Annotated in this window: 9 protein-coding genes; 3 read left to right on the top strand and 6 right to left on the bottom strand. The window is 67.9% G+C overall.

From position 1 onward, the window contains the following. Positions 1 to 303 precede the first annotated feature (303 nt). Complete coding sequence (locus ABE546_RS13985; RefSeq protein WP_121039652.1) at positions 304 to 2,595, bottom strand: NADP-dependent malic enzyme; 2,292 nt, start codon at positions 2,593 to 2,595, stop codon at positions 304 to 306. 199 nt (positions 2,596 to 2,794) lie between these two features. Beyond that, complete coding sequence (locus ABE546_RS13990) at positions 2,795 to 4,144, bottom strand: dicarboxylate/amino acid:cation symporter (RefSeq protein ID WP_346464141.1); 1,350 nt, start codon at positions 4,142 to 4,144, stop codon at positions 2,795 to 2,797. A 261-nt stretch (positions 4,145 to 4,405) separates the two neighbouring features. Between ABE546_RS13990 and ABE546_RS13995 the strand changes: the two genes are divergently transcribed. Next, positions 4,406 to 5,572, top strand: coding sequence for a porin (locus ABE546_RS13995; protein ID WP_346464143.1), 1,167 nt, complete (start codon positions 4,406 to 4,408; stop codon positions 5,570 to 5,572). A gap of 75 nt (positions 5,573 to 5,647) precedes the next feature. Continuing rightward, entirely contained in the window at positions 5,648 to 8,293 is a 2,646-nt protein-coding gene (locus ABE546_RS14000) for a PAS-domain containing protein (protein ID WP_346464145.1), read from the top strand. Between the two features lie 10 nt (positions 8,294 to 8,303). Here the strand turns inward: ABE546_RS14000 and ABE546_RS14005 are convergent, their stop codons facing one another. The 3 genes from ABE546_RS14005 to ABE546_RS14015 all read right to left on the bottom strand — a co-directional run bounded on the left by ABE546_RS14005 (position 8,304) and on the right by ABE546_RS14015 (position 10,416). After that, the gene (locus tag ABE546_RS14005; RefSeq protein WP_313209137.1) at positions 8,304 to 8,954 is read right to left on the bottom strand and encodes a response regulator transcription factor; all 651 of its coding nucleotides are present in this window, start codon (positions 8,952 to 8,954) and stop codon (positions 8,304 to 8,306) included. 130 nt (positions 8,955 to 9,084) lie between these two features. Further along, positions 9,085 to 9,378 carry a hypothetical protein gene (locus tag ABE546_RS14010; protein ID WP_019184421.1) on the bottom strand — a complete coding sequence of 98 codons (294 nt, stop codon included), beginning with the start codon at positions 9,376 to 9,378 and terminating at the stop codon, positions 9,085 to 9,087. An 87-nt stretch (positions 9,379 to 9,465) separates the two neighbouring features. Then, positions 9,466 to 10,416, bottom strand: a complete 951-nt coding sequence (locus tag ABE546_RS14015; protein WP_313210822.1) for a LysR substrate-binding domain-containing protein — start codon at positions 10,414 to 10,416, stop codon at positions 9,466 to 9,468. A 159-nt stretch (positions 10,417 to 10,575) separates the two neighbouring features. Here ABE546_RS14015 and ABE546_RS14020 point away from each other — a divergent pair, with 159 nt between their 5' ends. Next, entirely contained in the window at positions 10,576 to 11,457 is an 882-nt protein-coding gene (locus ABE546_RS14020) for a DMT family transporter (RefSeq protein ID WP_346464147.1), read from the top strand. Between the two features lie 98 nt (positions 11,458 to 11,555). On the opposite strand, the gene ABE546_RS14025 is transcribed toward ABE546_RS14020, so the two are convergent. Then, positions 11,556 to 12,455: a peptidylprolyl isomerase gene (locus ABE546_RS14025; RefSeq protein WP_346464149.1), complete on the bottom strand. Its 900-nt coding sequence runs from the start codon at positions 12,453 to 12,455 to the stop codon at positions 11,556 to 11,558. Positions 12,456 to 12,509 lie beyond the last annotated feature (54 nt).

A 12,509-nucleotide genomic window follows, 5' to 3' on the forward strand; every position in this document is an offset into this window, starting at 1 on the left:
TGGCTGATCGTGGAGGAGCTGGTCGGGCCCAGGGTGGCGACGCCCCCACCGGAGCGCCACCACGGCCGGGCCGCGTGGGGGTATTGGGCGCTTGGGAGGTTGCAGAGCCATGACGTCTGTGCGGCGCGTGTGTGGCAGATGCACGTGCCACAGCGACCGCACGGCGAAGGCAAAAAGGGACCGTCGCGTCGTTCCTTTTACTGAGGCCTGCCGACCCACGGTCGGCAGCTACCCGTTTCGCAGCGCGAAACCAAAACGCGCCCCGAAGGGCGCGTTTTGGCAACTTGAGGTGGAAAGAACGCTTTAGGCGTTCTTCTCCGCCTCAAGCTGCTTGCGGATCTGCGCATCCACGGCCGCGATGGCGGTCATGTTGAGCACGCGGCGCGAGGTCGCGCTGGTGGTCAGGATGTGCACCGGCTTGGCCACGCCCATCAGGATCGGGCCGATCGCCACGCCGTCGGTGAACACGCGTACCAGGTTGTAGGCGATGTTGGCCGCTTCCAGGTTGGGCAGCACGAACAGGTTGGCACGGCCCTTGAGCGTGCTGTTGGGCAGCAGCTTCTGGCGCAGGGCTTCATCCCATGCGGTATCGCCCTGCATTTCGCCATCCACGTTCAAGCGCGGGTTGCGCTTGAGCAGCATCTCGCGGACCGCCCGCATCTTCAGCGCGTCCTTGGAGTCGTGGCTGCCGAAGTTGGAGTGCGACAGCAGCGCCACCTTCGGTTCGATGCCGAACAGCTTCATGCGATACGCCGCCTGCAGCGTCGCTTCGGTGATCTGCTCGGCGGTCGGGTCTTCCTGCACGTGGGTATCCACGAAGAAGAACACGCCCTGCTGGTTGATCACGCCGGTCATCGCCGAGGTGGAGGTCACCTTGGCTTCCAGCGGCAGCACGCTGCGCACGTAGCCAAGCTTCTTGTGGAAGCGGCCGACCACGCCGGTCAGCATCGCATCGGCTTCGCCACGCGCCACCATCACTGCCGCGATCAGGGTCGGGCGCGAGCGCATGAGGTTCTTGGCGGCGGCCACGGTCACACCGCGACGGCCGGTGAGGTTGTGGTAGTACTGCCAGTACTCGTTGAAGCGCGGATCGTCGTTGATGTTGGTGATGTCGAAATCGACACCGGCCTTCATGCGCAGGCCGAGGCGCTCGACCCGGGCCTCGATCACGTCCGGGCGGCCGATCAGGATCGGCTGCGCCAGGCCTTCATCGACCACGTTCTGCACCGCGCGCAGCACCACTTCTTCCTCGCCTTCGGCGTACACCACGCGCTGCTTGTCCGAGCGGGCGCGGTCGTAGACCGGCTTCATCATCAGGCTGGTGCGGTAGACGAACTGGGCCAGCTTCTCGCGGTAGGCGCCCATGTCGGCGACCGGACGGGTGGCTACGCCGGAATCCATCGCGGCCTGCGCCACGGCAGCCGACAGCTCCACCAGCAGGCGGCGATCGAACGGACGCGGAATCAGGTAGTCACGGCCGAAGCTCGGGGTCTCGTCGCCATAGGCCGAGCCCAGGTCGCTGGCCTCGCGGCGTGCCATCGCGGCGATCGCGTGCACGCAGGCGATCTTCATTTCTTCGTTGATCGCGGTCGCACCGACGTCCAGCGCACCGCGGAACAGGTACGGGAAGCACAGCACGTTGTTGATCTGGTTCGGGTAGTCCGAACGACCGGTACCGATCAGTGCGTCCGGGCGGACCGAACGGGCCACTTCCGGCATGATTTCCGGGGTCGGGTTGGCCAGGGCGAAGATCACCGGATCCTTGGCCATGGTCTTGACCATGTCCGCGGTCAGGATACCCGGGGCCGACAGGCCCAGGAAGATGTCCGCACCATCGACGATCTCGGCCAGCGTGCGCTTGTCGGTATCACGCGCGTAACGCGCCTTCTCCGGGTCCAGGTCGGTGCGGCCGGTGTGGATCACGCCGTCGCGGTCGAAGGCCAGGATGTTCTCTTTCTTCAGCCCCAGCGAGACCAGCATGTTGACGCAGGAGATACCCGCTGCGCCCATGCCGGTGGTGGCGAGCTTCACGTCTTCGATCTTCTTGCCGGTGACGAGCATAGCGTTGAGCACGGCCGCGCCGACGATGATCGCGGTGCCGTGCTGGTCGTCATGGAACACCGGGATGTTCATCCGCTCGCGCAGCTTGCGCTCCACGATGAAGCATTCCGGCGCCTTGATGTCTTCCAGGTTGATGCCGCCGAAGGTCGGTTCCAGCGAGGCGATGATGTCGACCAGCTTGTCCGGGTCGTTCTCATCGATCTCGATGTCGAACACATCGATGCCGGCGAACTTCTGGAACAGCACGCCCTTGCCTTCCATCACCGGCTTGCCGGCCAGCGGGCCGATGTTGCCCAGGCCCAGCACGGCGGTGCCATTGGAGATCACGGCGACAAGATTGCCGCGGGCGGTCAGTTCACTGGCCTGCTGCGGGTCGGCCATGATCGCCTCGCAGGCGTGTGCCACGCCCGGGGAGTACGCCAACGACAGATCGCGCTGGGTCAACATCGGCTTGGTCGCGGTGACCTTGATCTTGCCGGGCGGCGAGAGCCGGTGATAGTCGAGGGCTGCCTGTTTGAAATCTTCGTTGGACATCGCTTTCTGCAGATGAATGGGCGAGAGGAACAGGGGATCATACCCCCGTTGGCGTGGACGGACCTGTCGCTACGCTGTCGCGGTCATGCTGCAACCGCACATATTCCAGCGCCGCGCACCGGGCCTTCAAAATAAAACATGGCCGCGACGCCCCGGCAGGAACGGCACGACCATGCACCACACAATCAGGTCATCGGGCTCAGTGCGCCGGGGCCGGCAGCGTGTCCGGCAGGTCGGCGACGACCAGCGGCGGCAGCTCGGCTTCGCGGCCGTCCAGCACCATCGCCAGGCGGTCGCGATCCAGCGCGTTCTCCCAGCGCGAGACCACCACAGTGGCCACCGCATTGCCGATGAAGTTGGTCAGCGAGCGGCATTCGCTCATGAAGCGGTCCACCCCCAGGATCAGCGCCATGCCGGCCACCGGCACTTCCGGCACCACGGCCAGGGTGGCGGCCAGGGTGATGAAGCCGGCCCCGGTGACGCCGGCGGCGCCCTTGGAGCTGAGCATCGCCACCAGCAGCAGGGCGATCTGGTGGCCCAGGGTCAGCTCGGTATTGGTCGCCTGGGCGATGAACAGCGCCGCCAGGGTCATGTAGATGTTGGTGCCGTCCAGGTTGAACGAGTAGCCGGTCGGGACCACCAGGCCCACCACGGACTTGCTGCAGCCGGCCTTTTCCATCTTCTCCATCAGCGAGGGCAGCGCCGATTCCGAGGAGGAGGTGCCCAGCACCAGCAGCAGCTCGGCCTTGAGGTAGCGGGCCAGCTTGAACACCGAGAACCCGCACAGGCGGCAGACCACGCCCAGGATCACCGCCACGAACAGGAAGGCGGTCAGGTAGAACGAGCCGACCAGCCAGGCCAGGTTGACCAGCGAGCCGACCCCGTATTTGCCGATGGTGAAGGCGATCGCGCCGAACGCACCGATCGGAGCCGCCTTCATCAGGATGTGGACCAGGCGGAACACCGGGGCGGTCAGCGCTTCCAGGAAGGTCAGCACCGGGCGGCCCTTGGCGCCGGTCAGGGCCAGCGCGATGCCGAACAGCACCGCCACGAACAGCACCTGCAGGATGTTGCCTTCGACGAAGGCGCTGACCAGGGTGGCCGGGATGATGTCCAGCGCGAAGCCGACCAGGGTCAGCTCATGCGACTTCTGCACATAGCCGTTGACGGCGGTCTGGTCCAGATCGGCCGGGTTGATGTTCATCCCCGCGCCCGGCTGCACCACGTGTGCCACCACCATGCCCACGATCAGGGCCAGCGTGGAGAAGAACAGGAAGTAGGCCATCGATTTGGCGAAGACCCGGCCCACGGTGCGCAGGTGGGTCATGCCGGCGATGCCGGTGACGATGGTCAGGAAGATCACCGGGGCGATGATCATCTTCACCAGCTTGATGAAGGCGTCGCCCAGCGGCTTGAGCGATTCGGCGAAGGCCGGCTCGCAATGGCCGAGGATGGCACCGAGAACGATCGCCACCACGACCTGGAAATACAGTTGGCGGTAGAACGGCAGCGGCTTGGCCGCCAGCGGGGCGGTGGTGGGAACGTGCATGGAAAGCTCCGGCAGTGTCACGAAGGATGCCGGCCGCGCTGGGCGGCATCTGGCGTGGCCTTTTTACGCCCGCATCTCGCCAACGCAGATAACCTATTGGTACTAGCCCCCCGGTTCAGCTGGCCGGACTGCCTACACTGCCCCGGCACCGCGCCCCCACGGCGGCGGGTGGCCCGGCAGCGGATCAGGGGGAGAGACCCACAGATTTGCCGTCCGCGGCCGTTGTTGTTCTGCCCCACCCTTATCTAGCAGCTACCGCCCATGCGCCCTACGCCCCTGTTCATCGCCCTGGCCCTGACCACCGCCCCGCTCGCCGCCACCGCGGCCGACTGGGACAACTGGCCGACCAAGACCACCTTCAGTGACGGTACCGAGCTGGCAGCCACGGCCAACATTGCCTACGACCTCAACGACTTCTCCGACGGCAGTGGCATCGAAGATGCCGACGCCGTGCGCCGCAAGGAGTTCGGCGCGACCCTGAAGAAGAAGGGCGTGTACGACGCCATGGTCTATTACGACTTCCAGGCCGACACCTGGCTGGATGTGTTCGTGCGCTTCGAAAGCAAGGCCTTCTTCGGCAGCGACATCGGCCGCTTCCGCTTCGGCTACATGAAGACCCCGGTCGGCCTGGATGCCGGCACCTCCTCGCGCGCCGGCAGCTTCCTGGAAACGGCCCTGCCCGTGCAGGCGTTCTACGAAGGCCGCCGCACCGGTGCCGAATGGGTGCTGGAGCGCCCGCAGTACCTGTTGCAGGCCGGCGCCTATGGCGGCAAGGACCTGCAGGGCGACAACCCCGGCACCACCCAGGCCGTGCGCGGCGTGTGGACCCCGGTCAAGGCCGCAGGCGACGTGGTCCACCTGGGCCTGGCCTATTCGCAGGAAAACCCGCGCGGCTACCGCGATGGCCGTGATGTCTCGCATGCCGCCAGCGCGCGCCTGCGTGCGCGTCCGGAAGCCGGCCTGACCGACATCCGCCTGGTCGACTCCGGTGCCCTGACCACCGCCGACAAGATCGTGCGCACCGGACTGGAAGGCATCTGGATCCGCGGCCCGTTCTCGCTGCAGGGCGAAGCGCTGCAGACCACGGTCAGCCGTGACGGCAAGCCGGATTACACCGGCAACGGCCAGTACGCGATGGCCAGCTGGATCCTGACCGGCGAATCGCGCCCGTACAACGCCGGTGCCGTGGCCAACGTCAAGCCGGCCCACGACTACGGCGCGGTGGAGCTGGTGACCCGCTACAGCCGTATCGATCTGGACGATGCCGACGTGTTCGGCGGCCGCCAGCATGATTGGACCATCGGCGCCAACTGGTACCTGACCTCGCACTTCAAGTTCCAAGCGAACTACGTCAAGGTCGATGCCAGCCGGCGCGGCGTGCGCAGCCAGCCGGAAATCTTCGAACTGCGCGCGCAGATGCACTTCTGAGCCCTGCGCCGCCGACCGCAACCGGCGCGGCGGGCGTGCACACCCCGCCCGCCGCGCGATCGTAGACTGCCGCCCATGTACTGGCTCGGCCGCCACCGCACCCTGCTGTTGACCCTGCTGGTGATGATCGGCGGGACCGTGCTGTGCGCGGCCGCGGCCGGCCACTACGCCTGGCGCCGCGCGCTGGCCGCCGAGAGCGGCCAGGTACAGCGCCAGCTGGAGCTGTACGCCCAAGGCCTGCAGCAGCGCATCGACCGCTTCGGCACGCTGCCGCAGGTGCTGGCGCTGGACCCGGACCTGCGCGGGGCGCTGCAGCGGCGCCCCGATGCCGCCGCCCGCCAGCGGCTGAACCTGAAACTGCAGCGCGCCAACCAGGTCACCCGCGCCTCCACCCTGACCCTGGTCGGGCGTAACGGCGTGGCCGTGGCCGCCAGCAACTGGGACCAGGCCAGCAGCAACGTCGGCGAGGACTACAGCTACCGCCCCTACTACCGCCAGGCGCTGGCCACCGGCCACGGTCGGTTCTACGGCATCGGCATGACCACCGGCGTGCCCGGCTACTACCTGTCGCAGGCGATCGAGGAAGACGGCGCGCGCATCGGCGTGGTGGTGATCAAGATCGAACTGGCCGCGCTGGAGCAGGAATGGCTGACCAGCCCGGACGTGGTGCTGGCCAGTGACGAGCACGATGTGGTGTTCCTGGCCAACCGCGACGCCTGGCGCTACCGGCTGCTGCGCCCGCTGGGCGCCGCCGAACGCCGCGAGATGCTCGACAGCCGCCAGTACGCGGACCGCTCGCTGCAACCGCTGCGGGTACGCACCGGCAGCGTGCTGGACGATGGCGGCCGGATGGTCCACCTGCTTGATCCTGTGCTGCCGGGCGAGATGCTCTGGCAGACTCTGGCACTGCCCGAGGAGCAGTGGAACCTGCACCTGCTGCACGATGCCGGCGCTGCCACCAGCGCCGGGCGCAGTGCCGCCATCGGCGGCGGTGCGGCATGGCTGGCACTGGGCTTCCTGGTGTTGTTCATCCAGCAGCGGCGGCGCCTGGCCGCCCATCGCCAGCGCAGCCGGCGTGAGCTGGAAAGCGTACTCAAACAGCATGCGCAGGAGCTGCGTACCGCGCAGGACGGTGTACTGCAGGCCGCCCAGCAGGCCGACAGCGGTCTCAGCCGCAGCCTGGCCCACCTGCCGCAGGGCGTGGTGGTGATCGACAACGAGCAGAGGCTGGTGGCGTGGAACGCGCGCTATCTGGAGCTGTTCCGGTTTCCGTCCGGCCTGATCCAGGTCGGGCGGCCGATCGAAGAGATTTTCCGCTTCAACGCGCGCCGTGGCCTGCTCGGGCCCGGGCCGATCGAAGAAGCGATCGAGCGTCGCCTCAACCATCTGCGCAGCGGCCGCCCGCACATGCGCGAGAGCGAGAAGGACGACGGCACCGTGCTGGAAATACGCGGTAATCCCCTGCCCGACGGCGGCTTCGTGACCAGCTATGCAGACATCACCAGCTACAAGAACACCGCGCGCGAGCTGCGCTCGCTGGCCGATGCCCTGGAGCATCGCGTGGCCGAGCGCACCCGCGATCTGGACGAGGCACGGCGCGAGGCCGAGCGCGCCAACCGCTACAAATCACGATTCGTGGCCTCGGCGGTGCACGACCTGCTGCAGCCGCTCAACGCGGCGCGCATGTTCGTCTCGGTGTTGCGCGGCAAGCTGGGCGGCGATGCGCGGGAATTGAGCGAGCATGTCGATGCCGCACTGGCCGCGCAGGATTCCATCCTCAACAGCCTGCTGGACATCTCGCGGCTGGAGTCCGGCACGTTGCAGACCCACGTGCATGCCTTCGCGCTGTCGCCGCTGCTGGAAACGCTGGCGCGCGAATTCGGCATTGCCGCCGAAGGCCGTGGTCTGCAGCTGGACTGGGTGGACACCTGCGCGGTGGTGGTGAGCGACGAAGCCCTGCTGCGCCGCATCCTGCAGAACTTCCTCTCCAACGCGCTGCGCTACACCCCGCGCGGCCGCGTGCTCATTGGCTGCCGGCGCGTCGGCGATCAGCTGCGTATCGAAGTGCACGATCAGGGCCCGGGCATTCCCGAGAGCCTGCAGCGCGAGATCTTCGAAGAGTTCCGCCGCCTGGATGACGGCGTGGACCAGGAGCGCGGCGCCGGGCTGGGCCTGGCGATTGTCGAGCGCATCGGCCGCCTGCTGGGGCACCGCATCCACCTGCGTTCCACCCTGGGCAGCGGCAGCGTGTTCGCGGTGGACGTACCGCTGGGCGCCGCCGCCGACGTACCCCTTCCCGCCGCCGCCCCGGTGCCGAACGCCGAGCCGGGCGACGACAGCCCGCTGCGCGGCTGCCGGGTTTGGAGCATCGACGACGACCCGCGCGTATGCGCGGCTACCCGCGCGCTGCTGGAACGCTGGGGATGCACGGTGGCGCTGGCCGATGGCCCGCAGCCGGCGCTGGAGATCGCCTCGGCCTTCAACCCGCCGCAGTTGCTGCTGCTGGACGTGCGCATGGGCCAGTGGCACGGCCCGGACCTGTACGAAGCACTGTGCACGCTGTGGCAGGCACGCCCACCGGTGATCCTGGTCACCGCCGAGCGCGACGATGCGTTGAAGGCGCAGGCGATGGAGAATGGCTGGGGCTTCCTGTCCAAGCCGGTACGCCCACCGGCGTTGCGGGCGCTGATGACACAACTGCTGGTGCGGCATCGCAGCTGAGGTTGAGCCTCTACAGTCCGGCGCCGGCATCCCCTTCCGGCTCCAGCGCTTTCACCAGCACCGCCGCCTGCGTTCGGCTGTGGCACTCGAGCTTCTTCAGGATGGCGGTGACGTGCACCTTGACCGTGTTCTCGGCCAGGCCCAGTTCGTAGGCGATCTGCTTGTTGAGCAGGCCGTCGGCCAGGCTCAGCAGCACGCGGAACTGCTGCGGGGTGAGCTGGGCGAGGCGCGCGGCCAGCAGGGCATCGGATTCAGAACGTTGCGCAGCCATTGCCGGGAACCACACGCCGCCGTCGAGCACGGCGGCCACGGCCTGGCCGATGGTCTCGGCCGGCGCCGACTTGGGAATGAAGCCGGCCGCGCCGAACTGCTGCGCACGCCGGATCACCCGCGGGTGGTCGTTGGAGGACACGATCACCACCGGCACATCCGGATGCGCGCCGCGTACATGCAGCAGCGAGGAGAACCCGCGTGCACCGGGCATGGTCAGATCGAGCAGGACCAGCTCGATCTCTGCATGCTGATCGAGCGCGCTCTCCAGCGTCGCGGCGCTGGCCACTTCGATCACATTGACCTGCGGCAGCGCCTGGCGCAGCGAATGCACGACCGCAGCACGCAGCAGGGGATGGTCGTCGGCGACCAGAACGGTGATGTCACTCATGGGGTCGATTGTAATGAGGTTGACGGCCAGCGGCCGTCACTACCGCTTCCTGGCGGCGCAGATGGAATGCGCGGGCAGCAGGGGCGGGGGGGGGGCCCCCCCCCCCCCCCCCCCCCCCCCCACGGCTGACTCAGCCTTCGTCCTGCTCGTATTCCACGAAGACATCCAGTTCCAGCGCCAGTTCCTGCACGGCGTCACGCACGCGCTGGGCACCGAGTGCGTTGCCTACTTCCACTTCCAGTTCGTGCGTGCCCGGCCCGATGTCATCGGACAGGCCGGCCGAGCTGGAATCGTCGTCGTCCATGTGCGGCATCAGGTCGTCGGTTTCCTCGACGTGTTCGATCCCCTCGATGCTCTGCAGCAGGTCGGTGATGGCACGTGCATCGTCTTCGGTGCCGGTGATTCGCAGTCGCAACAGGGCCATGGGTCGAGCCTCGGGGAAAGGGACTCCAGCCTAGCCAGCACGCGGAAAAGATCGGGTGAGGACATGCGCCGGACCGTGGCGTCCGGTTCAGTCGTGCGTGCCGTCCGCGGGCGGCAGGCCCAGCAGTTCATCGGGCAGTGCGGGCAGCGGGGTGCGCTCATCCAGTGCCTCGCGCTTGAGCCAGTCCATGAACGCCTGCGCGGTCGGGCTGAGTGGGCGGTGTTCGGCGTGGACGACGTAGTAGGCGTAGCGCGCCTTGAGTGCGGGGCCGGGCAGGCGCACCAGCTCATAACGCTGCAGGTAGGGCTGGGCGATGTGCTTGCGCGCCAGCACTGCGCCGATGCCGTAGACCGCGGCGCGCATCGCATCGGTGCTGTCGCTGAAGGTGTGCAGCGAGGGCAGGTCCAACCCGCGCACACCCGCCGCCCGGAACCAATCGCGCCAACCCTGCGGCGACATGTCGCTGAGCAGCGGCAAGGCGGCGATCTGAGCCGGTTCGCGCAGCATCGAGACGCCCGCCAGGGAAGGTGAGGCCACCGGGCAGAGTTCATCGTCCATCAGGTGATGCGCGGCCATGCCTGGCCATTGGCCAAGGCCGTAACGGATGCCCAGTTCCGGACCGGTTTCGTCAAAGCGGACCAGTTCGGTGCTGGTCTGCAGCTCGATACGCATGCGCGGATGCTGTTGGGTGAAGCGCGGCAACCGCGGAATCAGCCAGCAGTACGACAGCGAGCGGATGGTGGTGACCCGCAGCGGCACGATGTCCGCCTGCGGATGCAGGTTGCCGGCCACTGCATTGAGATCACTGAGCGCCGCCGCCGCCGCATCGGCCAGCTGGCGGCCTTCGGCCGTCAGCCGCACGCCGCGCGCATGGCGCTGGAACAGGATGGTTCCAAGCAGGTCTTCCAGCCGTCGCACATGGTGGCTGACCGCACTGGCGGTGAGGTGCAGTTCCTGGGCGGCGTGGGCGAAGTTCTGGTGGCGTGCGGCAACCGCGAACACCCCCAGCGCGGGCAACAGGGCAGGGCGAAGGATCATGGTCGAGACCCAAATCATATTTGTGGCTTGCACGGATACTACGCGCTTGTGAGTGCCTGACGGCAGGCGGATGCTGTCGTCCTTCCCCCCCGGATTCACGCGCATGTTGCCGCCCCTTACCCCCTGTCCCGCGCGCCTGCCCTGCTTCGGGGGCCGGTCATGAGCGGAGCGCCGCTGGCCGCCGCTACGGTGGCGCGCGATTGGCGCACGCCGCTGGAACTGACCGCACTGGGCGCGATATGGGGCTGCTCGTTCCTGTTCATGCGGGTGGCCGTGCCAGCCTTCGGACCGTATGCACTGGTGGAGGTGCGGCTGCTGCTCGGCGCGCTCGTGCTGCTGCCGTTCCTGTGGCAGGCGCGCGCGCAGTTCCCGGCCCGCCGCTGGCTGTGGCTGGCGCCGATCGGGCTGATCAACTCGGCCATCCCGTTCGTGCTGTTCGCCTGGGCCGCACAACGCGCTCCGGCCGCGATCGGTGCGATCTGCAATGCGATGACCGTGCTGTTCGCCGCGCTGATCGCGTTCCTGATCTTCGGCGAAAAGATCGGCATGCGCCGCGCGATCGCCCTGCTGGTCGGCTTCGCCGGGGTGGTGGTGTTGGCCACGGCCAAAGTGTCCGGTCTGAGCATCGGTGCGGCGGTGATGGCCGGTGCCCTGGCCGCGCTGTTGTATGGCCTGGGCGTCAATCTGGTGAAGCGCCACATGACCGGCCTGCCACCGGCGGCCTCGGCCGGTGCCACGCTCGGCTGCGCGGCGATCCTGCTGCTGCCGATGGCGCTGACCCATTGGCCGACCGCCCCGATCCCGATGCTGTCCTGGGCCTGCGCGATTGCGCTGGGCGTGGTCTGCACCGGCCTGGCGTTCCTGATGTTCTACCGCCTGATCGCCCGCATCGGTCCGGCCCGTGCCTCGACTGTGACCTACCTGGTGCCGATGTTCGGCGCGCTGTTCGCGTGGCTGTTCCTGGGCGAACCGGTGACTGGCGCGATGGTCGTGGCGGGCGTGCTCATTCTCGGCAGTGTGGCGGTGTCCCAGAAGCGATAGAGATCGCCTCTGCGGAGGCGATCAGCCGGCCAGCGGCCGGCGCGACCGGGACGGGCATGTCCACCCCCATGCACGTTCACCGCGCCGGTGGCTCGGCCTTACCGCACCGGCACCGGGATGTTGCACAGGTCGATGTGGCCGGCCGGGCGCTTGTAGAAATCATCGACGCGGTTGCGGCGCGCTTCGGTCGCATCGGCAAAGGTCCTGGAGTCCGTGCGCAGCACCTGCAGCTTGGGGCGTTCCGCGGCCGGTACATCGCTGGCACGCTGGATCGACTGGATCGCCGTACGCTGCGCCGGATCGGCGTAGAAGCCCATCGGGGCCGGGCCACGTGGCAGCGCGCTGAGCAGCTCCATGCCCTGCAGCACGCGGCCGACCACGGTGATGTTGCGGTCCAGCTGACGCGGCGACTGCCCGGTCACGACGTACAGTTCGGCACCGATGCTGCTGTCTTCCTCGTTGTTGCGGCCGGCGCCCAGCGCGCCATAGCAATGCGCCAGCCAGGTCTTGCCGTCCTTGCGATCCTGGCCCACCGGGAAGCCGTCGACGAAGCCGGTCTGGTCGGCCCAGCCATCACGGTCGGGCAGGAGGCTCACCTTCAGCCCCTTGCTGTCACGCTGGAATTCGGCCGGGAGCGTGCGCTTGGCGCTGCCGAGCGGCTTTGCCTTGGCGGCATCGTCGGCATCGGCATCGCCGAACTGCACCACGAAGTTGTCCTGCGCGCGGTAGATGCTCTCGCCATCCCAGAAATGCTCGTGGGCCAGGGTCTGGATGTTGCCCACGTGCTGCGGCGCGAACGCCGGGGCCAGTTCGATGATGACGCGGCCGGCGGGCAGGTTCATGTACAGCAGGTTGGCCGGGTCGGGCGTGCGCCAGTCGCTGTCCGGCGACGCGTCCAGGATCTGCTGCGGGCTGCGGTAAGGCGTGGCCGCGCTGACCAGGCCGGGGAGCAGGCAGGCCAGGGCGAGGGTGAGCAGGGCAGGACGACGTGGCGACATGGCAGACCCGTTCAGGAAGGGAGTGCCGGATTGTGCGCGAAGCGCACCGGCTAC

This window comes from Stenotrophomonas sp. TWI377 (genome assembly GCF_039674525.1).
GTDB lineage: Bacteria > Pseudomonadota > Gammaproteobacteria > Xanthomonadales > Xanthomonadaceae > Stenotrophomonas.

Coding starts and splice junctions, on each gene's coding strand:
- ABE546_RS13990 (WP_346464141.1), bottom strand. CDS start 4,144: ATGCACGTTCCCACCACCGCCCCGCTGGCGGCCAAGCCGCTGCCGTTC.
- ABE546_RS13985 (WP_121039652.1), bottom strand. CDS start 2,595: ATGTCCAACGAAGATTTCAAACAGGCAGCCCTCGACTATCACCGGCTC.
- ABE546_RS14000 (WP_346464145.1), top strand. CDS start 5,648: ATGTACTGGCTCGGCCGCCACCGCACCCTGCTGTTGACCCTGCTGGTG.
- ABE546_RS14005 (WP_313209137.1), bottom strand. CDS start 8,954: ATGAGTGACATCACCGTTCTGGTCGCCGACGACCATCCCCTGCTGCGT.
- ABE546_RS14010 (WP_019184421.1), bottom strand. CDS start 9,378: ATGGCCCTGTTGCGACTGCGAATCACCGGCACCGAAGACGATGCACGT.
- ABE546_RS14020 (WP_346464147.1), top strand. CDS start 10,576: ATGAGCGGAGCGCCGCTGGCCGCCGCTACGGTGGCGCGCGATTGGCGC.
- ABE546_RS14025 (WP_346464149.1), bottom strand. CDS start 12,455: ATGTCGCCACGTCGTCCTGCCCTGCTCACCCTCGCCCTGGCCTGCCTG.
- ABE546_RS13995 (WP_346464143.1), top strand. CDS start 4,406: ATGCGCCCTACGCCCCTGTTCATCGCCCTGGCCCTGACCACCGCCCCG.
- ABE546_RS14015 (WP_313210822.1), bottom strand. CDS start 10,416: ATGATCCTTCGCCCTGCCCTGTTGCCCGCGCTGGGGGTGTTCGCGGTT.